At 35.2% G+C, this 22,645-nt stretch carries 26 protein-coding genes, 1 tRNA gene and 1 pseudogene; 14 read left to right on the top strand and 14 right to left on the bottom strand.

Translation table 11 applies throughout. The annotated features are described in order from the left end of the window. Positions 1-12 precede the first annotated feature (12 nt). The 6 genes from mutS (at position 13) to ABWU48_RS02155 (ending at position 7,205) form a co-directional block, all read left to right on the top strand. Complete coding sequence (gene mutS / locus ABWU48_RS02180; protein ID WP_353288511.1) at positions 13-2,508, top strand: DNA mismatch repair protein MutS; 2,496 nt, start codon at positions 13-15, stop codon at positions 2,506-2,508. Between the two features lie 710 nt (positions 2,509-3,218). Continuing rightward, a complete protein-coding gene (locus ABWU48_RS02175) occupies positions 3,219-3,353 on the top strand; it encodes a hypothetical protein (RefSeq protein WP_010962423.1) in 135 nt (44 codons plus the stop codon). Between the two features lie 37 nt (positions 3,354-3,390). Beyond that, on the top strand, positions 3,391-4,569 hold the full coding sequence (locus ABWU48_RS02170) for a ribonuclease D (protein ID WP_010962422.1): 1,179 nt from the start codon (positions 3,391-3,393) through the stop codon (positions 4,567-4,569). Between the two features lie 295 nt (positions 4,570-4,864). Beyond that, positions 4,865-5,452: a dephospho-CoA kinase gene (coaE, locus tag ABWU48_RS02165; protein ID WP_006280338.1), complete on the top strand. Its 588-nt coding sequence runs from the start codon at positions 4,865-4,867 to the stop codon at positions 5,450-5,452. Positions 5,453-5,510: 58 nt separating this feature from the next. Continuing rightward, on the top strand, positions 5,511-5,711 hold the full coding sequence (locus ABWU48_RS02160) for a hypothetical protein (protein ID WP_209473407.1): 201 nt from the start codon (positions 5,511-5,513) through the stop codon (positions 5,709-5,711). Between the two features lie 90 nt (positions 5,712-5,801). Beyond that, complete coding sequence (locus ABWU48_RS02155; protein ID WP_353288462.1) at positions 5,802-7,205, top strand: NAD(P)H-dependent flavin oxidoreductase; 1,404 nt, start codon at positions 5,802-5,804, stop codon at positions 7,203-7,205. A gap of 91 nt (positions 7,206-7,296) precedes the next feature. Here ABWU48_RS02155 and ABWU48_RS02150 read toward each other — a convergent pair whose 3' ends face one another. The 6 genes from ABWU48_RS02150 to ABWU48_RS02120 all read right to left on the bottom strand — a co-directional run bounded on the left by ABWU48_RS02150 (position 7,297) and on the right by ABWU48_RS02120 (position 10,561). Beyond that, positions 7,297-7,461 carry an IS3 family transposase gene (locus ABWU48_RS02150; protein WP_084741697.1) on the bottom strand — a complete coding sequence of 55 codons (165 nt, stop codon included), beginning with the start codon at positions 7,459-7,461 and terminating at the stop codon, positions 7,297-7,299. After that, complete coding sequence (locus ABWU48_RS02145; protein WP_010082071.1) at positions 7,454-7,615, bottom strand: DDE-type integrase/transposase/recombinase; 162 nt, start codon at positions 7,613-7,615, stop codon at positions 7,454-7,456. The genes ABWU48_RS02150 and ABWU48_RS02145 overlap by 8 nt, the downstream gene beginning before the upstream one ends. 3 nt (positions 7,616-7,618) lie before the next feature. Next, positions 7,619-7,915 carry an IS3 family transposase gene (locus ABWU48_RS02140; RefSeq protein WP_094189604.1) on the bottom strand — a complete coding sequence of 99 codons (297 nt, stop codon included), beginning with the start codon at positions 7,913-7,915 and terminating at the stop codon, positions 7,619-7,621. Positions 7,916-8,037: 122 nt separating this feature from the next. Next, on the bottom strand, positions 8,038-8,340 hold the full coding sequence (locus tag ABWU48_RS02130) for a transposase (protein ID WP_151807816.1): 303 nt from the start codon (positions 8,338-8,340) through the stop codon (positions 8,038-8,040). A gap of 170 nt (positions 8,341-8,510) precedes the next feature. Next, positions 8,511-9,683, bottom strand: a complete 1,173-nt coding sequence (locus tag ABWU48_RS02125; protein ID WP_353288461.1) for a porin — start codon at positions 9,681-9,683, stop codon at positions 8,511-8,513. A gap of 62 nt (positions 9,684-9,745) precedes the next feature. Beyond that, positions 9,746-10,561, bottom strand: a complete 816-nt coding sequence (locus ABWU48_RS02120; protein WP_010962355.1) for a PAS domain-containing protein — start codon at positions 10,559-10,561, stop codon at positions 9,746-9,748. A gap of 233 nt (positions 10,562-10,794) precedes the next feature. Here ABWU48_RS02120 and ABWU48_RS02115 point away from each other — a divergent pair, with 233 nt between their 5' ends. Continuing rightward, positions 10,795-11,580, top strand: coding sequence for an enoyl-ACP reductase (locus ABWU48_RS02115; protein WP_006280349.1), 786 nt, complete (start codon positions 10,795-10,797; stop codon positions 11,578-11,580). A 16-nt stretch (positions 11,581-11,596) separates the two neighbouring features. Here ABWU48_RS02115 and secD read toward each other — a convergent pair whose 3' ends face one another. Beyond that, positions 11,597-12,952 carry a protein translocase subunit SecD gene (gene secD, locus ABWU48_RS02110; RefSeq protein ID WP_246165649.1) on the bottom strand — a complete coding sequence of 452 codons (1,356 nt, stop codon included), beginning with the start codon at positions 12,950-12,952 and terminating at the stop codon, positions 11,597-11,599. Here secD and ABWU48_RS02105 point away from each other — a divergent pair. Further along, positions 12,939-13,220 (top strand): hypothetical protein, encoded by a 282-nt coding sequence (locus ABWU48_RS02105; RefSeq protein WP_039964338.1) that lies wholly within the window; start codon positions 12,939-12,941, stop codon positions 13,218-13,220. The two genes, secD and ABWU48_RS02105, sit on opposite strands and share 14 nt — an antisense overlap. Positions 13,221-13,349: 129 nt before the next feature. On the opposite strand, the gene ABWU48_RS02100 is transcribed toward ABWU48_RS02105, so the two are convergent. From ABWU48_RS02100 to rsmA, 6 genes and pseudogenes are all read right to left on the bottom strand, one after another. Further along, positions 13,350-13,520 carry a DDE-type integrase/transposase/recombinase gene (locus ABWU48_RS02100; RefSeq protein WP_080717647.1) on the bottom strand — a complete coding sequence of 57 codons (171 nt, stop codon included), beginning with the start codon at positions 13,518-13,520 and terminating at the stop codon, positions 13,350-13,352. Between the two features lie 255 nt (positions 13,521-13,775). Continuing rightward, complete coding sequence (locus ABWU48_RS02095; protein ID WP_080717648.1) at positions 13,776-13,922, bottom strand: IS3 family transposase; 147 nt, start codon at positions 13,920-13,922, stop codon at positions 13,776-13,778. Positions 13,923-13,981: 59 nt separating this feature from the next. Further along, entirely contained in the window at positions 13,982-14,116 is a 135-nt protein-coding gene (locus ABWU48_RS02090; protein WP_007548509.1) for a hypothetical protein, read from the bottom strand. Then, positions 14,113-14,247, bottom strand: coding sequence for an IS3 family transposase (locus tag ABWU48_RS02085; RefSeq protein WP_007548354.1), 135 nt, complete (start codon positions 14,245-14,247; stop codon positions 14,113-14,115). Before ABWU48_RS02085 ends, ABWU48_RS02090 begins: the two co-directional genes overlap by 4 nt. Positions 14,248-14,310: 63 nt before the next feature. Then, positions 14,311-15,804 carry an IMP dehydrogenase gene (gene guaB / locus ABWU48_RS02080; RefSeq protein ID WP_065095043.1) on the bottom strand — a complete coding sequence of 498 codons (1,494 nt, stop codon included), beginning with the start codon at positions 15,802-15,804 and terminating at the stop codon, positions 14,311-14,313. Between the two features lie 116 nt (positions 15,805-15,920). After that, positions 15,921-16,734: pseudogene (gene rsmA / locus ABWU48_RS02075) on the bottom strand (16S rRNA (adenine(1518)-N(6)/adenine(1519)-N(6))-dimethyltransferase RsmA). Positions 16,735-16,812: 78 nt separating this feature from the next. Here rsmA and ABWU48_RS02070 point away from each other — a divergent pair. After that, positions 16,813-16,885 (top strand) — tRNA-Thr (locus ABWU48_RS02070). Positions 16,886-16,909: 24 nt separating this feature from the next. Continuing rightward, positions 16,910-17,638, top strand: a complete 729-nt coding sequence (locus ABWU48_RS02065) for a triosephosphate isomerase (RefSeq protein WP_209472714.1) — start codon at positions 16,910-16,912, stop codon at positions 17,636-17,638. Positions 17,639-17,859: 221 nt separating this feature from the next. Here ABWU48_RS02065 and dprA read toward each other — a convergent pair whose 3' ends face one another. Beyond that, on the bottom strand, positions 17,860-18,948 hold the full coding sequence (gene dprA / locus ABWU48_RS02060) for a DNA-processing protein DprA (RefSeq protein ID WP_353288460.1): 1,089 nt from the start codon (positions 18,946-18,948) through the stop codon (positions 17,860-17,862). A gap of 61 nt (positions 18,949-19,009) precedes the next feature. On the opposite strand from dprA, the gene ABWU48_RS02055 reads away from it, so the two are divergent. From ABWU48_RS02055 to ABWU48_RS02040, 4 genes are all read left to right on the top strand, one after another. Continuing rightward, positions 19,010-19,384, top strand: coding sequence for a ferredoxin family protein (locus tag ABWU48_RS02055; RefSeq protein WP_077188509.1), 375 nt, complete (start codon positions 19,010-19,012; stop codon positions 19,382-19,384). Positions 19,385-19,577: 193 nt separating this feature from the next. Next, positions 19,578-20,363 carry a hypothetical protein gene (locus ABWU48_RS02050; RefSeq protein ID WP_264705763.1) on the top strand — a complete coding sequence of 262 codons (786 nt, stop codon included), beginning with the start codon at positions 19,578-19,580 and terminating at the stop codon, positions 20,361-20,363. 88 nt (positions 20,364-20,451) lie between these two features. Then, positions 20,452-21,405 carry a D-alanine--D-alanine ligase gene (locus ABWU48_RS02045; protein WP_264705764.1) on the top strand — a complete coding sequence of 318 codons (954 nt, stop codon included), beginning with the start codon at positions 20,452-20,454 and terminating at the stop codon, positions 21,403-21,405. Continuing rightward, complete coding sequence (locus tag ABWU48_RS02040) at positions 21,386-22,144, top strand: cell division protein FtsQ/DivIB (protein ID WP_209472708.1); 759 nt, start codon at positions 21,386-21,388, stop codon at positions 22,142-22,144. Before ABWU48_RS02045 ends, ABWU48_RS02040 begins: the two co-directional genes overlap by 20 nt. The last annotated feature ends 501 nt before the right edge of the window (positions 22,145-22,645 follow it).

The following is a 22,645-nucleotide window of genomic DNA, read 5'->3' as shown; positions in this document are numbered from 1 at the left end:
TTAAAAAATATTATGAGCTTCGTAAAAGAAAAAAACACCCCTGTGATGGAGCAGTATTTGAACCTGAAAGCTCAATACAAAGATCATCTGCTATTTTATAGGCTAGGAGATTTTTATGAATTGTTTTTCGATGATGCTATTAAAGCTGCGAAATTGCTGAATATAGTGCTCACTAAGAGAGGTAATTCGTGTGGGCAAGAAATACCAATGTGTGGAGTGCCAGCACACAGTAGTGAATCTTACCTGCACAAGCTAATAGATTTAGGATTCAAAGTAGCAATCTGTGATCAATTAGAAACTGCTGATGAAGCAAAAAAGAGGGGCTATAAATCCATAGTAAAACGTGATGTAGTGCGAGTTGTAACTCCAGGTACAATTATAGAAGATTCACTACTGGAGGATAAAAGCAATAATTATCTCGCATCCATAGTTGAACAAAATGACGAATATGCTATTAGTTGGCTTGAATTATCGACGGGAAAATTTTTTCACACTTTAACGAGTTTGAAAGCTCTAGATAGTGATTTATTGCGTATATCACCAAGAGAATTATTAATTTCTGAAAAATTCACTGAGGATGAAAAAATTAGATCGATTTTAAAAAATTATAAAATATCAATTACGCAACACGCACAGAGCTTTTTTGAGTATAGTAAATCTCACAGAAAATTATGCGAGTTTTATAAAATCAGGGAACTTGGGAGTATAGGAAATTTCAGCAAAGTAGAAATCATGGCGTGTGGTGCACTGCTTGAATATGTCAGAGTAACACAAAGGGGCTCTATTCCAAGGCTTGAATTCCCAAAAACCTATAAGCAACAAAATTTCATGCTTATTGATGCTTCAGCAAGGAGAAATCTTGAGTTGTTTTCAACTCAATTTGGTGAAAAGAAAGGTTCACTAATTTCAGTTATTGATCATACAGTTACAGCTTCTGGTGGACGCCTGCTCAAACAAATGCTCGCTTCACCCCTTGCTTGCTCCAAGGCAATCAATTTGAGGCTCAGCACCGCTCAATTTTTTGTAAATAATCATGATTCACGCAGAAAAATACGAGAGATATTATCTAACATTCCGGATATTGAAAGGTCTTTATCGCGCTTAATACTAGGGCGTGGTTCACCAAAGGATATGAACCTATTGAAAATAGGCCTAGGAAAGACTTTAGAATTGTCTGAGTTCTTATGTAAAATTGAATCAGGTGAAAATGGATCTCTCCCACAACAATATGTCATCCAAACTGAGATCCAGCCAGCGTCACGCGCTGGAATAACAGTAAAATCAGACGAGAGTGAACTAAGCACAATACATAAAAGCCTTGGCAATCATAAAGACCTATTTGAACTGTTAAATAGTGCTATACTCGATAATAACCTCAGTTCCGTGAAAGAAGGAGGATTTATTCACTCAAAATACAACTCAGAATTATCTGAGTTATCTTATATATTGAACAACAGTAACAAGTTGGTAACTAAGCTCCGTGAATCTTATCGCGATCTTACTGGCATTGCCGCACTCAAAATATTACACAACAACATACTTGGTTATTACGTTGAAGTGTCGGCAAATCACAAAATAACTTCGGATATATTTATTCATAGGCAAAGCTTAGCAAATAGCATGCGCTACACTACTAATGAATTGAAAGAACTAGAAAATAAAATTCTTACGGCACGTGATGCTGCAATCGGCTTAGAAATGAAAATTTTTAGTGAACTGTGTAGTGAAGTCGCTAAAGAATCTGAAAAAATTGCTCTTGCTGCAAATGCTTTGGCAAAACTTGATATTAGAACCGCATTTGCAGAGCTTGCAGTGCAAAATAATTACGTAAAACCCATTATTGATGACAGCAAAGAGTTCAATATCTGTAGCGGAAGACATCCAGTGGTTGAAGTTAACGATAAATTCATTGCAAATAGCATCAATTTAGCTGGTATACATCTAATTACTGGTCCTAATATGGCTGGAAAAAGCACTTTCTTGAGGCAAAACGCTCTCATTGCAATTTTAGCTCACATGGGGTCATTTGTGCCAGCAGAGAGTGCACATATTGGAGTGATTGACAAGATATTCAGCAGGGTTGGCGCAACGGATAATATAACAGCTGGTTATTCTACCTTCATGGTAGAGATGATCGAAACAGCAACGATAGTAAATCAGGCAACGGACCGTTCCTTGGTGATACTTGATGAAATTGGTAGGGGCACAGGGGTGTATGATGGATTATCTATTGCACAGGCGGTGATTGAACATATTCACAATGTAAATAAGTGCCGCGCCATTTTTGCAACTCATTATCATGAATTAACTAAAGTAAGCAAATACTTGAAGAACGTGAAATGTTTTTGTGTAAAAATAAGAGAGTGGAACGGAGAGGTTATTTTTCTACATGAAGTAATTGAAGGCATTGCAGATGAGTCATATGGAATACATGTAGCAAAACTTGCTGGTTTTCCTGATTCTGTTTTAAATAGAGCAAGTGAAGTGTTTGAGGAGCTGAAGGCTTGAATCATTATTATAAGTGAAGAATTACCTATACAATCGTGGTAGTAGCTATAGAAACGAAAAACTTACTTGACACCCTTCGCCAGCTCCCTTATCATGATAGTGAAGCTATTGTATTTGCTTTCGCCAATCTGCAGATTAAAAGGTAAGGATTACTTAATGTATCGGCGTCTTATGTTCAATTTTTTGCAGTATATAGATACTGTATGTCTTTACAAAACTTCATCTACATCTAGATTTTTATCTAAATAAGCTGAACGTGCTTATAAAGCGTTACAAGACATCAAAAAATGCCAATACTCGACAGAGATAGTAAAAGACTAGCTAACTCGGGGATTCTTTGTCTTTTTTTCTGCTTAGTAAATTTCTTAAACATTTGCAGCGTAAGTTAGTTGCAATTAAAAGCAGCTTAATCTTGCTTGTCAAGCGTTTAAAACATAAAAAACGCCAATATTTTAAAGCGGATAATAACCCCAGGGCTTCTTTTGCCTTTTTTTTATTTGGTAAATTTCTTAATATTTATAGCTAAACGACAATCGTCATCCCGCTACTTGTTAGCGGGATCTAGAGATACCGCGGCGGTATGACGTAGGACTGCTGTCATCCCAGTGCTCCTTTTTTTGTCATCCCAGTCTGGGATCTATTTTGCATGTAACTCCAATTGTGTTTTGGCATAAAACGCGACGCGTATTAGACTTATTTGCAAGCAAAGCTTGCTAGATCCAAGTAGTCAGGGCACTGGGATGACAGGAGAAGGAAGCACTGGGATTGGGATGGAAAAGGCTATTTGTGTGATGCCAATGAGTGATAGAAAGTTCTGCAAGAAGTCATTAATTGCAAAAATTTAATATAAATTATAAAATAAATCCACTGAATAAAAAATATATGCTAATTAGTACAACATCAGAACTGGAGAATACATGTGAAGAGTTAATAGCAAAAAAGCCGAAATTTATAGCAGTTGACACGGAGTTCATTAGAAATAATTTAATCTACTACCCAAAATTATCGTTAATTCAAATTTCTTACGGAGAGAAGAGTTTTATTGTAGACGCATTAGTGCCAGAAATTGATTTATCATTCATTAAGAAAATAATGCTAAATCAGGGGATAACCAAAGTGTTTCATAGCTGCCGGCAGGATATAGAATCCTTACTCACTGTGTTTAAATGTATTCCCACTCCCATTTTTGATACCCAAGTTGCTGCTATGTTTTGTCATTATTATCATGACTTTATTGGTTACTCAAAAGTAGTGGAGCAATATCAAGGAATAGCACTGGATAAAATTAAAGCTAAAAATTCAGATTGGTTAAGGCGTCCGTTGTCCGAAGATCAGTTAGATTATGCAGTAAACGACGTGGTACACCTATATGACCTATACCAAATATTGTGCAATAAACTTGAAGAAAATAATAGGATGGGTTGGTTTCAAGAAGAGATGGAATCAATAGTTGATATAAATAAGTATTTACATAGCCCAAAAGATGCATGGAAGAGGATTAAATTTAATTATGAAGTAAATCCAAGATTGATACTAACTGTTAAAGCAGTTAGTGAGTGGCAAGAAACCTTAGCACAGCGCTATAATATGAACCGTAATAAAATAATCAATAATGCTGTAATAGCTGATTTTATTGAAAAAAATGTAGAGCATGTTGATGAGATTTTAGATGATCTCAAGAGGAATACAAAAAATATAAAAGATGCGGATTTACTAGAGTTTGTGAATATTTTTAATGAAAATGAGAGAAATTGGATGCAGCAAAACAACACCTTATCGAGTAATTATGACAAATCTGTACTTGATATACTCTCAATTATTTTAGATAGTAAATGTAAAGAAAGTAACATATCAAGGAAATTAGTTTCTTCAAAAGATGAGTTAACCGGGTCAATATCTGGACAGACAGATAAATTATTCAAGGGATGGAGATATGATTTTTTTGGCAGGTCAGTTGAATCATTTTTGAACACAAGCTCAAAATTTGAGATTTCAGCAGTGAAATCCGCAAATAATATAACCAAAATTCAGAGTAATTTAGTGGAGAATAACTGTTGCTAAAGTAACTTAGATTTATCGACAATCGTCATCCCGCTACGTGTTAGTGGCTAAGAGATACCGCGGCGGTATGACGGTTAAGTAGGGTGTTATCCAAGTAGCCCTGACTACTTGGATCCAGGAAAATTGATTGTGCACTATACAACATAAAAGCTAGATTCCAGACTGGAATAACACCACCTACAAATTGCAATGTTCGTATAGTTATGTGCTTGACACTGAGATCTAGAAAATCTAGTTAATATATATAGAGAAACCTTAGCTATAGTTTCAAAAGAAGTCGAATGTATTTTGTTATATGATTATAAGTCTAACAGGCGGAATTGGGGTAGGAAAGAGCTTTGTAGCTAATTGCTTTCAAGAGTTTGGTGCTGTTGTATTTGATGCTGATTCTGTTGTACACCAACTTTATAAAGTGGATAAAAGCATAATAAGTTATGCAGAGAAAAATTTTCCTGGAGTGGTAGTAAATGGTGAAATAGATAGAACAGTACTGTCTAAATATTTCTTAGCCTACGATGAAAATTGGAAACAATTTCAATCTTTGGTTCACTCTGCTGTGCTGCGTGAATTAGAATTTTTTATTGCCAAGGAAAAAAAGATCGATAGAAAACTTTTAGTTTTAGATGTGCCACTTCTATTAGAAACAAAATTTTATTTATATTGCGACCTTATTGTTTTTGTTCATGCAGATAGCGTTGTGCAAGCTCAAAGACTTAACGAACGCAACATAGATAAAGAAAAGCTTAATCTAATCTCCGATGTTCAGTTATCTATTGAGGAGAAAAGGAAGATGAGTGACTTTATTATCGATACCAGTGTAAGCAAAGAGTATGTTTTTTCTCAAGTAAAAGATATAGTGGATTCATTAAACCTAAACACGTAGCTCTACGTCATACCGCCGCGGTATCTCTAGATCCCGCTAACAAGCAGCGGGATGACGGTTGTCAGGATCCCAGCAGCCTCCCTCCCCTGTCATCCAAGTAGCCCCCTATGGTGTCATCCCAGTGCCCAGACACTGGGATCCAGGAAAATTGATTGTGCACTATAGCAACATTTTTGATCAAAAACTGGATTCCAGTGTCAAGCACTGGAATGACACCCTTCCGATGGGAACTGCTCTCAAACTACAACAGCATGAGTAGCTACAGAAGCTTTAATGATACAAGAAAAAATAAACAGCTATCATTTTTTTAGTAATTAAGTAAAATAGAGTGAAAGATTGCGAGGAAGTTTTGAAAAATAAGATAAAAAAGATAGTAATTTCAGGAAAGGAAGTGTGGCCAATCATCGAAGGTGGTAAAGGCATTGCAGTTAGTGATGGGAGATCAAGCGGAGCATTTGCTGCAGCAGATGCTGTGGGTACATTTTCTGGTGCAAATGCTAAGCTTATTGATGATAATGGCGAGTTAGTGCCACTAATTTATAAAGGCAAAACAAGAAATGAAAAGCATAGTGAATTGATTGAGTATAGTATTGAAGCTGGAATTAGTCAGGCAAGAATAGCAAATGAAATATCAAAAGGTCATGGAAGAATACACATGAATGTACTTTGGGAGATGGGAGCAGCAGAACACGTACTTCATGGCATATTAGAAGGAGCGAAAGGTTTGATTCATGGTATTACCTGCGGTGCTGGTATGCCTTATAGGCTTGGAGAAATTGCAGCTAAATATCAGGTTTATTATTACCCTATTATCTCATCGGTGCGTGCTTTTAAAGCATTATGGAAGCGTGCTTACCAAAGAATATCTTCCTATTTGCTTGGTGGAGTAGTGTATGAAGATCCATGGCTTGCTGGAGGGCACAATGGACTGAGTAACAGTGAAGACCCAGAGCTACCACAGGCTCCATTTGAAAGAGTTGCAGAGCTTAGATCTTTCATGAACGAGATCGGTCTTTCAGAAACACCAATTGTTATGGCAGGAGGAGTGTGGCATTTGAAAGATTGGGAACATTGGTTTGACAATCTGCAAATTGGACCAATAGCTTTTCAGTTTGGCACTCGTCCACTTTTGACGAAAGAAAGCCCAATTTCTGCAGAGTGGAAAAAGAAGCTACTCACTTTAGAAGAAGGTGATGTATTTTTAAATAAATTCAGTCCAACAGGGTTTTACTCATCTGCGGTGAGGAATAATTTTATACGTGAGTTACAGGAACGAAAATTACATCAAGTAAATTTTTCAGAAAATGCCAGCGAAGAATCCAATAGTGAATTTGCAATGGGTAGCAGAGGTAGGAAGATCTACCTTACTGCAAAAGACAAAGAACTGGCAAATACATGGACTAAAGCAGGGTACACAGAAGCAATGAAAACCCCAGATTCAACTGTTATTTTTGTGACGCCAGATAAATTTAAACAAATAAGAGAAGATCAAATCAATTGTATGGGATGTTTGAGCCATTGTTTGTTTAGCAATTGGAAAGATCATGGTGACCATTCAACAGGACGAAAGCCAGATCCGCGTAGTTTTTGCATACAAAAAACACTGCAAAACGTTATACACGATGGTGATATTGAGAACGAACTCATGTTTTCCGGGCACAATGTGTACAAATTTAAGCAAGATCCATTTTATGAGAATGGCTACGTACCGGCAGTAAAAGAACTGGTGGAAAGGATATTGACTGGGTATTGAGTCAGTGACCTTACCCAGAAAAAGTGGAGAGAAAGTGTGGAATGTTTTTTACAAAAAGAATGATGCATCAAATTGTTCTGGAATGCAATAGTTAATAGTGACGTTGTTTGTTATAAAAAATTTCTATGTATTCAAATATTGCAGTTCTAGTGTGTTGAGCAGAGTGTTGTGAAGTATCAATAAGTATTTCTCTTTTCAATGAGCTAAAGAAGCTTTCTGCAACAGAATTGTCGTAACAACAGCCTTTATTACTCATCTATATTCTTTACAGCTAAGAGATATTGATACCCTTGCGCAGTATATTGTGAACCTTGGTCACTGTGCAGCAGTAGATTTTTAACAGGTTTACGCCTATTAATGGCCATTAATAAAGAGTTCATAACCAATTGTTTATTTATTGCACTACTCATTAACTACCATACGTGAGAATTATTGCTGCCAAATATAGCCATCCCTCCTTGGTTTTGATGTAAGTAATCCCATACTTTATTTGGTTGATCAACAATAAAGTTTTGATCTAGTATATTGGGAGCTACAGCTCTATTATCTGTTTGTTGTTTTTTAATTTTAAACTTTCTTCTCAGTATAGCCCTGATGTCATTTTTCTGCATAATACTTTGCACCGTTTTCAAATTGCAACTTTTACCCAAAGCCTTCAATTCAGCATGAATTTTAGGAGCTCCATATCTACATTTAGAAACTTGATATATTTTTTGAATAGCTTCGAGTAGCTCTTTATTTGCTGATTCTCTACTGCTTATTTTTCTTGTGGTCCACTTATAGTAGCCACTAGCAGAAAATCCTACATAATTCCTGTACTTTATAGCAGTTACTATATAAAAAAATATTTTACTCTTTTTGACTGGCCAGGGCTTTTTTTTAAATGTCTCTTTCCCTTGTTACTCTTGCTTTGTAAATCAAACCTCTCTTTGTCGTAAGGAGCCATGTTACCTCTACCTGGAAATGCATTTGCCGCTGACTTTTTTTCGTTATATTTCTTCATCCATTTTCCTAATACACTATCCCTTATTCCTAGATCTCTTGCTACTTTTGCAACTGGTTGACCTACCTTTCTTTGTTCATTTGCCAGCTTAACAGCTTCCAATTTGAATTCTGCCGTATATTCTCTTACCATTTCTAATCCTCCAAAATTTTATTTTACCCGAAAAAACTCTTTTCTTTCTCTCCACTTTTTCTGGGTAAGGTCAGTTTACTGGCCTCTCCATGAGTGAGATTGAAAAATTAAGTGGAAATCTGTGAACGGTTACCTTGGATGACAGAAAAGAGTGTTGGAAGGAGGCAATATTAAAAACTTAATTTCAGTCCAGCCAAGAACACATAACCAGAGTTGTTATTTTCTATTTTAGGCTCTTTTGTACTAAACTTTACAATATCGAAATAGTATGAAGTACCTAAAAAAAGAGAATTTTCAAGGCTTAAAGCATATGATGTTAACTCGTTTGTACCTTCGCCTGCAATATCCCTACCACTACTAAAATATGTTAAGCTTGATTTGTAAGAATCAGAATGGTAAGCGATACCTGCATTCATATAATACGTATTATTTATTTCAGGATTACGCTTCTCACCAGATTTACCACCATTACCATACGAAAAAATGCAATCAAGATCGAACAATTTTAGCTTCAAACCAAAATTCCAGTGCAGTAATTGATTACGGCATTCATAATTTTTAGAAGTTCCATCTGAGCAATCAGTTAAATTTTCTCTTGCAAATTCACCAGTTAAGGCAGTAGTAAAACCTATATCATCTGACAAGCTGTTTTTATAGGAAAGGCCAGCAGCAATTAAATTGCTGTACTGTAAGTTATTTTTTCCTGGAACATAACTGAATCCGAGTTGAAAGTTATAGATTTCAGGGGAGATGTAGTTAATTGATGATTGTTTTAACCCTAGTTCGAGTTCATTATAATTGCTATAAATATTGGGCTTGACCCAGAACACCTTGTCTTGATCATATCCAGGGTCACCATCTTTTTTATGATCACCGCGCAAATTTGCATAGTTTGTCCAATGACCATTTACTCCTCCAGCAGCTGCATAAATTTTTGAAGTGTTAATTAACATGCTCTGACCAACTAAACTTCTTTTACCATATTCAATTGATCCAAGTTCCTGGTTTTTTATGATAAAATACCATTCCTCCATGTCTAACTTTTCTATGTCTAACGCTTTTAGGTTTGCAATACCAGAAACCCCTGCCTTAACATTAACCCCCATTTGAGTATTTGGATAAACTTGCTGTAAATAAAGAAAGCGCAAGTATGAATAACTTGAAGTTTTATCCTTAGGCTTAGCATTGAAAGAATCTCTGTTGAAGGCGTAGCCGAATCTCAAATCTATTTTTCCGTCTAGTTCTGCATAAAATATTTCCTTATCCAAAATTGTTTTAGAGCTAGCACTATTCTGCAAAAACAATGATGAAAGCAGTGCTACCAGGTAGTACTTTAACTTCATAAATAAACTTAAATCTTTATAAAAATTTAAGTTTAAACTCAATATAAATAAAAAACAACTTTTCAGAAGGCACCGCTGGTAGATTTTGCTGCCTGTTTTTGAGCTATATTCCCATAAATTATTGATACACTTGGTAATTTTCGCTTTAATAACTGCTTATTAATGGCAGAATGTATACGATTAATTATTTTAGATATACTTTTTACATCGCAGTTAATCAAAACAAAAAGCACTTTATTCTCATCAATATACCCTAGAAAATCATCACTACGGCAATTTTTATAAAAATGTTCTATGATAACTTTCAGTGCATTATTTGTCTCACTACAGCTACTATTTAAGCCAATCACTCCTATAGCTGCATTAATTTGATGTTGAAAGGCAAAATTTAATATAACGTATAACTCTAGAATAGTGGACTCATTGCCCGGTATATCGAATAAGTCATGGTTTTTATATTTTTTACCCATTAGATATTTATCTCTAAAGATTCCTAGTTTATGGGACAAACTGATATCACGTATTAATAGCTCATAATTTATTTTATTACTGGCAAATTGTGCAGTGCGGAAAACTTTTACTTTTGTCCTGATATCTTCTCCCTTAGCATCAATTAAGGAAAAATCTATCACTTTAGGTAGTATATCAAGTAAATCGTGTCCATTTTCGGTATACTCTAAATAATTCTTCACGTTGTCAGCTGCTCTTGTGCTTAAGATATTAATTAATGGCTTATTAAGCAAATTCTTCTCTTCATATTTTAACAAATCCCTTGCAACTTGATTGAGCCCTAAAATTAACACGTTTTTTTTCTTATTATCCTGACAAACAGATACCACAGCATCATCTTTTCTTCTTGCAGTTATGAAATCATCCATACTTTCATTCTATACAGCGTATTTATAAGTATAATAAGATTATATTAAGATTTACTTACTTATTAATATGCTTAATTGGGTATAGGCAGAATGTCATATGGAATGGCTTTGTTGTAGAAGAATCAAGATTACTGTTTATAGACTTCAAGTTACTGCAAAAAATATTTTAAAACATAGTGATATCTTGACTTTACCTAGTTAATATTCCAAATTATAAAAAAACAGATAGTTCTATGACGACAAGTCTATTACAAGGCAAAAAGGGATTAATAACCGGAATAATAAATAAGAGATCAATAGCATACGGTATAGCAAAAACTCTCTCAGAGCACGGAGCAGAACTTGCAATCACCTACCAGAATGAAATAATAAAAGAAAAACTATCACCAATAGCAGATGAACTAAATGTGGAGCTAATATTACACTGCGACGTTTCAAATGAAAAAATCATAGATAACGCTTTCGAAATAATAGAGAAAAAATGGGGTACTCTTGACTTTTTGGTGCATGCAATAGCATTCTCCGATAAAAATGAGTTAGATGGTAAATATGTCAATACTTCACTGGATAACTTCCTCAATGCAATGCATATATCGTGCTATTCTTTTACTGCTTTAGCGCAAAGGGCTGAAAAAATGATGTCAAATGGTGGTAGTTTACTTACTTTATCTTATTATGGTGCTGAAAAAGTTATGCCAAATTATAACGTTATGGGTTTATGTAAAGCGGCACTTGAAGCAAGTGTAAAATATATAGCATGTGATCTCGGGCCACAAAATATCAGAGTAAATGCAATTTCCGCTGGTCCAATCAGAACTTTAGCATCTTCTGGAATAAGCGATTTTCACTCCATATCAGAATGGAATAGAAATAACTCTCCGCTCAGACGCAACGTTACAATAGAGGATGTTGGCAAGGCAGCGTTATACTTATTAAGCGACTTAAGTAGTGGCACTACTGGAGAAATTTTGCACGTTGATTCAGGATATAACGTTGTGGGAATGAAGGTGGTTGACTGAGATCTAAATCCTTAATTCAAAGCGCTAGTTCCTTCGGGTTCATACACAACTCTATCAGGAGTTTTGTGACTGTGATTGCAGAAAACATCGAACATAAAATTCCTATTGATAGAGTGACAGAAAAGCCTCTTATTGCTCCACTGCCAATAATGAACATTATTCCTGCAGCAATTAATGTAGTGATATTTGAATCCAGTATTGTCTTTATAGCGTTTTTAAACCCTTCTTCAATAGCACGTTCCACTCTCTTGCCAGATTTGATTTCCTCACGAATTCGCTCAAATATTAAAACATTTGCATCCACCGCCATACCAACAGTAAGTGCAATACCGGCAATTCCAGGTAAAGTTAGAGTTGCTTCAAGCAGAGTGAGAATTGATAATATAAGAACTACATTAGAAAAAAGTGCAACAGAGGCCAATACACCTAATTTGCCGTAAGTGATGATTATAAATAAAGCCACGGCTATAATAGAGATTGTTGCTGCCATTTCCCCTGCCTTTATTGATTCTTCTCCAAGACTTGGGCCAATGTTTTTTTCTTCAATTATTTTAAGTGGTGCTGGCAGTGCTCCAGATTTTAAAAGTATTGCAAGTTCGCTTGCTTGTTTTTCAGTGAAATTACCGCTAATTTCTCCCTCTCCATTTAAAATTGGCTCACGTATTGTAGGTACTGTTAAAACTGTGTTATCCAGAACAATTGCAAAAGGCTTTCCTACATTTTCTTTAGTGATTTTCGCGAATCTTTTACTCGCTATACTGTCAAATTTAAAATGCACTGTCGGTTTACCTAAATTGCCGAATCTAACTGATGCGTTAACCAGCGAATCACCACCTATTTCAGTTTTGCGGAATATTGGATAAGAATTACCTAAAGAATCCTTGAGCATGACAGTGGTTTCATGGTCTATATCCTGCACCTTGGCTATGTTAGTGTTTGCCAAATGAAAAGCTAGCTTAGCAGTTTTGCCAAGCAGAGATTTTATCTGCTTGGTATCTTCTACTCCAGGCACCTGCACTAATATTTTATTCTGCCCTTGTTTTTGAACGCTGACTTCCTTTGTGCCAAGTTTGTCCAAACGGCGCTGGACATTGTTTATTGATTCTGCAGCTACTTCACTGATCAAAGAATTTTTATAATGGGGTTTATACGAAATGAGAATCGAAGAATCTTTTCTATTTAGCTCTAAATTTGGATTTATCGCATTAATCAACACAGATGCTTTTTTATAATCATCAATATTATTTAAAGTTATAACGCTATTTTGTACGTTAGATTCAATATTTTTTGTTAGCAATGTCTCTTTTATTTCGTTAGCTAGCATGCTTAGCTTTTCCTTAAAATAGAAGTCTAAGTCTATGTTTAAAAGCAAAGATGCCCCTCCTTTCAGGTCAAGGCCTAAGTTTATTCTTTTTTTCGAAATAAAAAGCTTATTATCAAAGAAATTTGGCAGTGTTATGTATAAAGCAAATAAACAGATGCATAATACTGAAAAAGATTTGACTATAAGTCTGTTATACATAAGTTGTAGGTTTAAAATTGTAATAATTGATTGTAAGTTAAAAATAGATTTTTGTAAAATTCTCTATTTGACCTTACCCAGAAAAAGTAGAGAGAAAGTTAAGACGTTTTTATCATGAGAATAAATTGTGCAGGAATGCAATAGTTAATAGTAGAATGTCTACGTTATTTGTTATAAAAGATTTCTATGTATTCAAATATGGTAGTTCTGGTTTGTTGAGCGAGAAGTATCAATAAGCAGCTCCCTTTTAAGTGAACTTTTCTGCAACAGAGTTATCGTAACAACAGCCCTTATGGCTCATGCTGGAAATGATGTTTTTTGTATTCAATAGAAATTGGTAATTTTGAGAGGTATACTGTGACCCTTGATCGCTATGTAACAGCAGATTTTTATCGGGTTTGCGTTTATCAACGGCCATCAATAAAGAATCTATAACTAATTATCATGTTACTCATTAACCACCATGCGTGAATATAGGTCAATTATTGCCGCCAACAACCTTCTTTAGTTTTTATGTAGGTAATCCCAAACTTTATTTGGCTGATCAGTAGTAAAATTTTGATCCAATGTGTTCGGAGCCACAACTCGGTTGCTTATTTGCTGTTTTTTATTTTTGAACCTTCGTCTAAACTTAGCTTTAATGCCATTTTCTTGCATAACACTTTGTACTGTTTTAATTTTTGCCTAAAGCTTTTAATTCAGCGTGAATTTTAGGGGCTCCATATCTGCATTTAGAAGCTTGATGTATTTTTTGAATATCTGCTAGAAGCCCTTCTTTTGCTAATTCTTTACTGCTTTTTTCCTTAGCAACCCATACCACCAGTACAAAACCCTACATAGTTCCTGTGTTTTATAGCAATTTCTATATAAAAGAATACTTTACTCTTTTTCTTTGCCCAGGGCTTTTTTTAAGATGTCTCTTTCTCTTATTAGCTCTTTTTTTAGATCAAATCTTTCTTTGTCATAAGGAGCCTTTGCCTGGAAATGCGTATGCTCCAGACATTTTTCCATCATATTTTCTTACTTAACATACTGCCATCTATACCTAGATCTTTTGCTATTTTTGTACTTGCTTGACCTGTTTCTTTAACCAGCTTAACAGCTTCTAATTTGAATTCTGCTGTATATTCTCTTCTATTTGTCATATTTTGAAAAAACGTTTTATTTTACTCCAAAAACGTCTTAACTTTCTCTCTACTTTTTCTGGACTACTCCGAATCGGTTGACAAATTGGACGTTTGATAAGCATAATTTGGAGCTTCTTGTGTAATGACTATATCATGAGCGTGACTCTCTCTTAATCCTGATGCAGTAATAGTAACAAATTTACAATTTTTTTTCATCTCTTCTATATTCCTATTACCAGTATACCCCATTGCAGCTTGCAATCCGCCAATCAATTGATGGATTACTCCTGAAGCTGGACCTTTGAATGGAACTCTTCCTTCCACTCCTTGTGGAACTAATTTGAGTTTTGAATCTTTATCTTGAAAATAACGGCTAGCTGAACCTCGTTTCATTGCACTAATAGATCCCATTCCTCGATAGCCTTTATATGCTCTGCCCTTATACATAATAATCTCACCTGGGCTTTCGTCAGTGCCAGCAAAAATCGAACCAATCATCACAGAGTCAGCACCAGCTGCAATAGCTTTTGCAACATCTCCTGAGTATTTTACCCCACCATCAGCAATTAGTCTGACGTTTCTTGCTCTACACGCCTCTGCAACATTCTTGATTGCAGAGAATTGTGGCACACCAACACCTGTAACTATTCTGGTTGTACAGATTGATCCTGGTCCTATTCCAACCTTCACTGCATCAACACCCGCATCAATCAACGCTTCAGCAGCCTCCTTTGTTGCAATGTTTCCGCCAATTAATTGCGTATTAGGATACATCTTTTTTATTTCCCTAATGGTATTGATAACGTTTTCGGAATGACCGTGAGCAGTATCCACAACAACTACATCAACTTCTTCTCCGATCAAAGCTTCACATCTGTCTATACCATCTTTTTTACCAGTGCCAATTGCAGCGGCAACTCTGAGACGCCCTTTACTGTCTTTACATGAATTTGGGTATCTATTGTATTTTTCAATGTCTTTAACCGTAATTAAACCTATACAACAAGAATTTTCATCTACGACCAAAAGCTTTTCTATTCTATTTTCATGCAACAATTTCATTGCTGAGGCACTATTCACTCCCTGCTCCCGCACTGTCACTAACTTATCTTTTGTCATCACTTCGGAAACTTTTACATTCATGTTCTGGTCTTCAATAAATCTCACATCTCGGTTAGTTAAAATTCCAACTAACTTGCGTTGATCGACTACAGGAATGCCAGAATAATTGTGCTCTCTCATTAATGAAATTGCTTCCGCAACTGTTTTATCCGGTGAAATCGTAATTGGGTTATACACGATCCAACTTTCATATTTTTTCACCCTTCTCACTTCTAAAACTTGTTCATCTATTGATAAATTCTTATGTATGCAACCTATCCCTCCATGTTGGGCAATAGCTATTGCAAAGCCCGATTCAGTAACAGTATCCATTGCAGAGGATATGAGAGGGATATTTAGTTCTATACTATTTGTTAAATAAGTTTTTGTATCTGCATCGCAAGGCAATATATTAGAATAGGCTGGCAAAAGAAGTATATCGTCAAACGAATAACAAGCTTCCATTTTTTTCATAGGCTTTATTTAAAGCTTATACGCCAATTAATTAAATTGCAATAGGCAAAATTAGCTAGGAGCCTTTAATTGTATAGCTCTAACTGTTTTTAGGAGATAGAAAAGCTATATGGTTGCTAATACATTTTATTGCAAAATAAGCATTCTACATTATTTGCCAGCAAACAAAACTGCTCAATAGTTAAGTTTTCTGGACGCTGGTTTCCGCTCAATTTAGCGTTTTCAAGGACAGTTTCAGCGTGGTTCGTTATATTTTGCAAGCTATTTCTCAGCATCTTTCTTCTTTGAGAAAAAACGACACGTGTTAACCTTGTTAAGGTTTCCAAATTTACTGCAAACTTTGGGGTAGGCAAAGGATTTACTGTAATTACTGAAGAATGTATTTTTGGTCTTGGAAAAAACTCTTTAGGTTCAATATCAAATTCCTTTTTTATATCACATAGCAACTGGCTTAGCACTGATAAGGAACCATAATCTTTAGAATTGGGTCTTGCCGTAATGCGATCTGCTACCTCTTTTTGAAACATTAATGTCAAGTTCGTAAAAAATTTTATATTATTTAACCACTTTAAAAATAACACTACCGAGATATTGTAAGGCAAGTTAGCAATAACTTTAACTGGGCGCTCTATCAGCTCTTCTTCTGTAACATGCAGTGGATCCGCTTCTATAATTCTATACTTTCCTTGATGCTCATTTAGCAGTTGGTCATGGTGTTTTACTAAATCTCTATCTTTTTCTATAGAAAGTAGAGACTTTGGATTATGCACCAATATTTCTCTTGTTAATGCACCATATCCAGGACCAATTTCAATGACATTAAAATTTTCCAGACTACCAGCTAAAGCGACGATTTTTTTTTGTTATCTCACTCGATAAAATAAAATTTTGCCCTAGACTCTTTTTTGGCTTCAGTAAAAATTTTTTCATATTATTTTCATTATACAGTATTTTAAAAATTAGTTGACGAAAATTCATTGATAATTGTATATTATTAATGTGTTTAACGCCGGCTTAGCTCAATTGGTAGAGCAACTGACTTGTAATCAGTAGGTTGTCAGTTCAAGTCCGACAGCCGGCACTCTCGCCCATATAAGTAAAGTTGATGTCCTTTTTAATAGTAGCAAATTGGAAAATGAATGGAATGCGTTCTTCATTTGTTGACTTTATAGGCAAACTTAACAACAAGAGCAACGAAATTACCTCTAAGCTAGTGATTTGCCCTCCTTTTACGTCATTTCCAAGCAGTATAGAGTTGAACAATAATATTAATATAGGAGCACAGAATTGCCATCATAAAAAGTTCGGTTCTTACACAGGTGAAATTAGCGCAGAAATGTTAAAAGAACTAGGGTGTACTTACGTAATACTTGGGCATTCTGAAAGGGCTAATGAAAAAGATAGTGAAATAAAACTTAAGTCGGAAATAGCAATAGAATCAGGCTTACACCCAATTATCTGTGTAGGTGAAAATTCAGAAGATTATAAGAATGAAAAAACAAAAGAAGTAATAGAATATCAATGTAAAAACCGCTTGCCAACACACGGTGAATATACCGTAGCATATGAGCCAATATGGGCAATAGGCACAGGTCATGTGCCAAATAATGATGCAATTACTGAGGTGATAGAGGTAATAAAATTGTGTACTAGTAAAAAACACATTATATATGGTGGTTCAGTTAGTTCAGAAAATATAGAAAATTTGTTAAATATTTCAAATTTATCAGGAGTTTTAATTGGCAGTGCAAGCTTAGATTTCGATCACTTTTATAAAATTATACAACAAGTTGAAAAAAAGTTTTCTCTTATCAATTCTAAAATCAGCAACTAAGAATCCTATGATAAATGTCATCATTTCAGTGTCAAGCATATATAGCTAACCCAAGAAAGATTTCCCTACGTCATACCGCGATTCATTCGCGGTATCTCAGCATAGATTCCGCTAACGAGTAGCGGAATGACGAATTTGTTGTTTTTCAAATTGTAGGTAAACCTAAGCCACTTTAGCTATATCTGTACGAACATCTAGTAAAACGACATAGCTAAAGTAATCTAGAAAATTAACGATATTTTATTCCCCGGTGAACGCTCTATTTTGTTTTCCAACTCTAGTTCTAAAAGAGCCATTAGAGCTATGTTGGTAGAAAGTCCGCTTGCTAATATAAGTTCATCTATATCAACAGGTACAGAGTTAATATGATTAACTATAACAGATTTTGCCTGTTGTAATTTTTCTTGTTTTTGGTTAACAAAATGGTGCTCAACATCAAATAGGTTTTTTTGCTGCGGAGGTAAACTAAACCTAATACTCTCTATTATGTCATCAGCGGATTCGATAAGCTTAGCACCGTTTTTAATTAAATAATTACTACCACTACAGCGTGAATCTAAAGGGAAACCAGAAACTGCAAACACCTCTCTCCCTTGATTTAAAGCAAAATCTGCTGTTATTAGAGAGCCAGAACGTTTCGATGCTTCAATCACTGCAACACCCAGCGATAGACCAGATATAATTCGATTCCTTTGAGGAAAATACTGAGGCTTTGGTTTAGTAGCAAATGGAAGCTCAGTAACTATTAATCCGCCATTCTCGGTGATTTTTTTGTATAGATCAAAATTCTCTTTTGGGTACACCACATCAATTCCACTTGCTGTAACAGCAATAGTGGGATGATCTTTGTATATTACACTGTTTGCTGCAGTATCGATTCCTTTTGCAAGTCCAGAAACAATAACAAAACCAGCTTCGCTTAAATCAAGTGCCAACTTATTGGCAAAATTTCTTCCATTCATCGAAGAGTTACGCCCACCGATTATTGCAATTATCTCACGGCTTAATAATGATATATCACCAAACGCAGTTATTACAGGAGGACAACTAGAGATATTTCTTAAAAGATCAGGGTAATCTGGGTCACATGCGGGTATAATTTTAGCTCCAATTCTTTCTGCATTATTGATTTCTTCTCGTGCATCTTGAATGCCATACACCTTATTATTAGCCACCTTATTGAGATATTTCAACACCTCATCTAGCGATCCATGTGTTCTTAGTATACTAAAAAACTTTATTGGTCCTATAGTTCTAGCCAAGCTTAACCATACTTCTAATTCTTCGTTGTTCAATTTATTTATCTTCATAAAAGGCTTGAATTTCTTATCAATTTAGTGTACCCAAGATAATACAAATATACAGTGTTTTATGACGCATTTTGTTACAGATAAATGCATAAAATGTAAATATACGGACTGTGTGGAAGTATGTCCCGTTGACTGCTTCTATGAAGGTAAAAACATGCTCGTGATTAACCCAGATGAATGTATTGATTGCGGAGTGTGCATACCTGAGTGTCCAGTAGATGCAATTGTAACTGATGATTCCATAAAAGATATTTTAGAACTAGATGAAGAGTTACTGAACAGTGAACAAAAAATCTTCAAATCATTTTACAACATAAACGTAGAATACTCACAAAAATGGCCAAATATCACAGCTAAGAAGCAACCCCTCTATACCGCAGAAGAGTATAAGGAAAAAAAGGATAAAACAGCTTATTTTGATGAAAATTTAGAATAATGCTACTGAAGGAAAAGAAACTTTTTGTATTTCAGGGTTGTTGTTTTTGGTTGCTGAAAATAGTTGCGTTATCTAAGTTGTTATGCTGATAAATTAGTATCGATTAACTTAAGGATTAAGGAAAAAGGCTTATTGACTTTTGAAATATTTGATTATAAAACTAGCTGTTAGCATTAAATCTTGGGGGTAAGTTATGAGTATAAATAAAAGAGAAACCATTAAAAAGATTGAAGGGTTACTTTTTCAAGTGAATGGTGATCTTGAAAAAACATGTGATCTATTATCAACAGTAGAGTTAACCGAAGATGATATTAAAATATTGCTGAAAGAGATGATAAAAGAGTATCATAGCTTATCTGAAAAGATTTCTTATAGTTGTGGAATTACTGCAGGCGGTGCACAAGATGCCAACGCAAACAGCTTCAACGAAGTTTTTAAGCTAGGTTCACAAGAGTTAGCATTAGCAATGATGTCAGATTTCAGAAAGTCTTATGATCAAGAATTATTTAAGAAATATAAAAAAGAAGAAATGTCTTATCCTGAAGGAGAAGGAATACAATTTATTAGAGAATTGAGAGTTTTAAGTAGAATACTTACTATATCTTTAATAAGGAAACTTGATGAAGTTTACAAGTTTACTCCAGAAGAAATTGAGCGTTTGAAGGAATATATATTAGCTAGCAACTATGATACAAACAAAAGTCTTTCTGATATAGACAAATATATGCATGCACTATCTGCCTTAATTAGAAACCCCTCACTTGATACAAAAAAGATATTTGAGCTAAATAATCGAATGATAATACACACTACAGCCTTAATTGATTTAGTAACTAGTGGAGTAGTGAAAAAAGAAGAAGCAAAAGAACAATCTGCTGAGGATTTAGAAAAGCTTATCTGTGAACAGTATAAAGGTGCAGCAAACACGCCACTACCGTTGCCGAGCACGCTATTTGAAGTGGATAAAAAAAGTGCTTGAAGAAAGTAAGAAGGTCTTATAGTTAGCCAAAGTAGGTATTTAATAAGCTTAATGTAACCATTATATATGCTATATAGTAAAACATAGAATGCTTATGGTTCCAACTATAGCAATTTTAAGTGGTGGGTTTTCTTGTGAGAGAGAAATATCGCTTATGAGCGGAAAAGCAGTAAAGAAGGCGCTCGATAGCCTTTCATATAATGCAATAGAAATAGATGTTGACAGCAACATTGCTGAAAAGCTTAGAAAAATTAATTCGGGCCTTGCTTTTATCGCTCTGCATGGACCTTATGGTGAAGATGGCTGCATTCAAGGTTTATTGGAGATTTTAGGTATAAAATATACACACTCAGGAGTTATGGCTTCTGCTGTTGCTATGAATAAAGTGATGTCAAAGCATATATTTCGGTCCCTTAGTATCGACACTCCAAAAGGTTATGTAATTAGCCGAGAAGATCTACTAAAAAATAATATTAAAATTGATTATCCGTACGTCTTAAAACCAATTAATGAAGGTTCAAGTATTGGAGTGTACATAATTTTCTCGCACGAGGATTACTTAGAACTGAAAGATAATAGTTCTACTATAATGGAAAAGATGATCGTAGAAGAATACATACCGGGCATAGAGTTACATACTGCTGTATTGCTGGATGAAGCAATTGGCACTATAGAAGTACGACCAAAAAATAAATTCTATGATTATGAAGCAAAGTATACAGATGGATTTACAGAACATATATTTCCTGCTGAAATTCCTAACAATATATATAAAATGACCTTGGAACACGCACTGAAAGTTCATCAATTTTTAGGATGCAAAACTATTTCCCGCTCAGATTTCCGTTATAATCCCAAAAATAACACTTTAAAAATGCTTGAGATTAATACACATCCTGGCTTTACTGAGTTATCGTTAGTGCCAGAAATTGCAAAATTGGCAAAAGGAATCAATTTTAATGAATTAGTTAAAATTATTATTGAAGATAGTTTGCAGCACAAAAATATTAGGGATTTAAGTCATGTTGAGCAGTATTACTAGAAGCCAAAGGAGTTTTTTGCGTAAGTGTGCCTTGGTTATTATCACAGCACTTTTTCTTACGCTAATACTTTACAGCTCACTTGATAAAATAATAAATCGATTTAATTACTACTTTACTTGGTATAATGACTGCCTATCTAGTTTATTACTCAGTAGTGGATTTTCAATCGACGAAGTAGTCGTGAGCGGCAATAAATTTACAAACAAAAAGGATATTCTAAGTTTGACAGATAGAACGCAACCTATCCTGTATATATCACTTTCAAAACTTGCCGGTAACATACAATCCGTAAGCAGATGGATAAAACACGTAAGAGTTCACAGAATTTTGCCCAATACTCTACACATTAATATAGATGAGCATAAACCGTTTGCTCTCTGGAAAGATAATAACAAAACCTCGGTAATTGATTTTGAAGGTAAAGTGATCGTAGATGACTATTTAATAGATGATCTTGTTGTAATTACAGGACAAAACTCATTATCAAACCTAGAATTTGTTAGAGATGTGTTAGAGAGTAAAACTCAATTAAGTGACCACATTTCTTCTTTTGCTTATATAGGGAATAGAAGATGGAATATCATACTTGATAACGATTCCACAGTAAAGCTGCCTGAAGATAACCCTTATAGTGCATGGGACTATTTAAACCACTTACACAATACAACTGATTTTACTTTCAGCGATTGGAGTATTATTGATATGCGTATTACTGATAAAATTTTTGTGAAGAGGTGATCTGCTGTAATCCAAGTAGCCCCTTTTCCTGTCATCCCAGTGCCCAGACACTGGAATCCCGCCGCGAACCGTCATACCGCGATTCATTCGCGGTATCTCTTAACATAGATCCCTTATTTAACCGCCATACCTTAACATAGATCCCGCTAACACCTAGCGGGATGACGAGGTTATCGTCATGTCACCGCGAACCGTCATATCGCCACGAACCGTCATACCGCGATTCATTCGCGGTATCTCTTAACATAGATCCCTTATTTAACCGCCATACCTTAACATAGATCCCGCTAACACCTAGCGGGATGACGAGGTTATCGTCATGTCACCGCGAACCGTCATATCGCCACGAACCGTCATACCGCGATTCATTCGCGGTATCTCTTAACATAGATCCCTTATTTAACCGCCATACCTTAACATAGATCCCGCTAACACCTAGCGGGATGACGAGGTTATCGTCATGTCACCGCGAACCGTCATACCGTCACGAACCGTCATACC

This window comes from Wolbachia endosymbiont (group A) of Tromatobia lineatoria, assembly GCF_964028565.1.
GTDB lineage: Bacteria > Pseudomonadota > Alphaproteobacteria > Rickettsiales > Anaplasmataceae > Wolbachia > Wolbachia pipientis.
The sequence above is the reverse complement of the archived record's forward strand: the minus strand, read 5'-3'. Positions and strand labels throughout refer to the sequence as shown.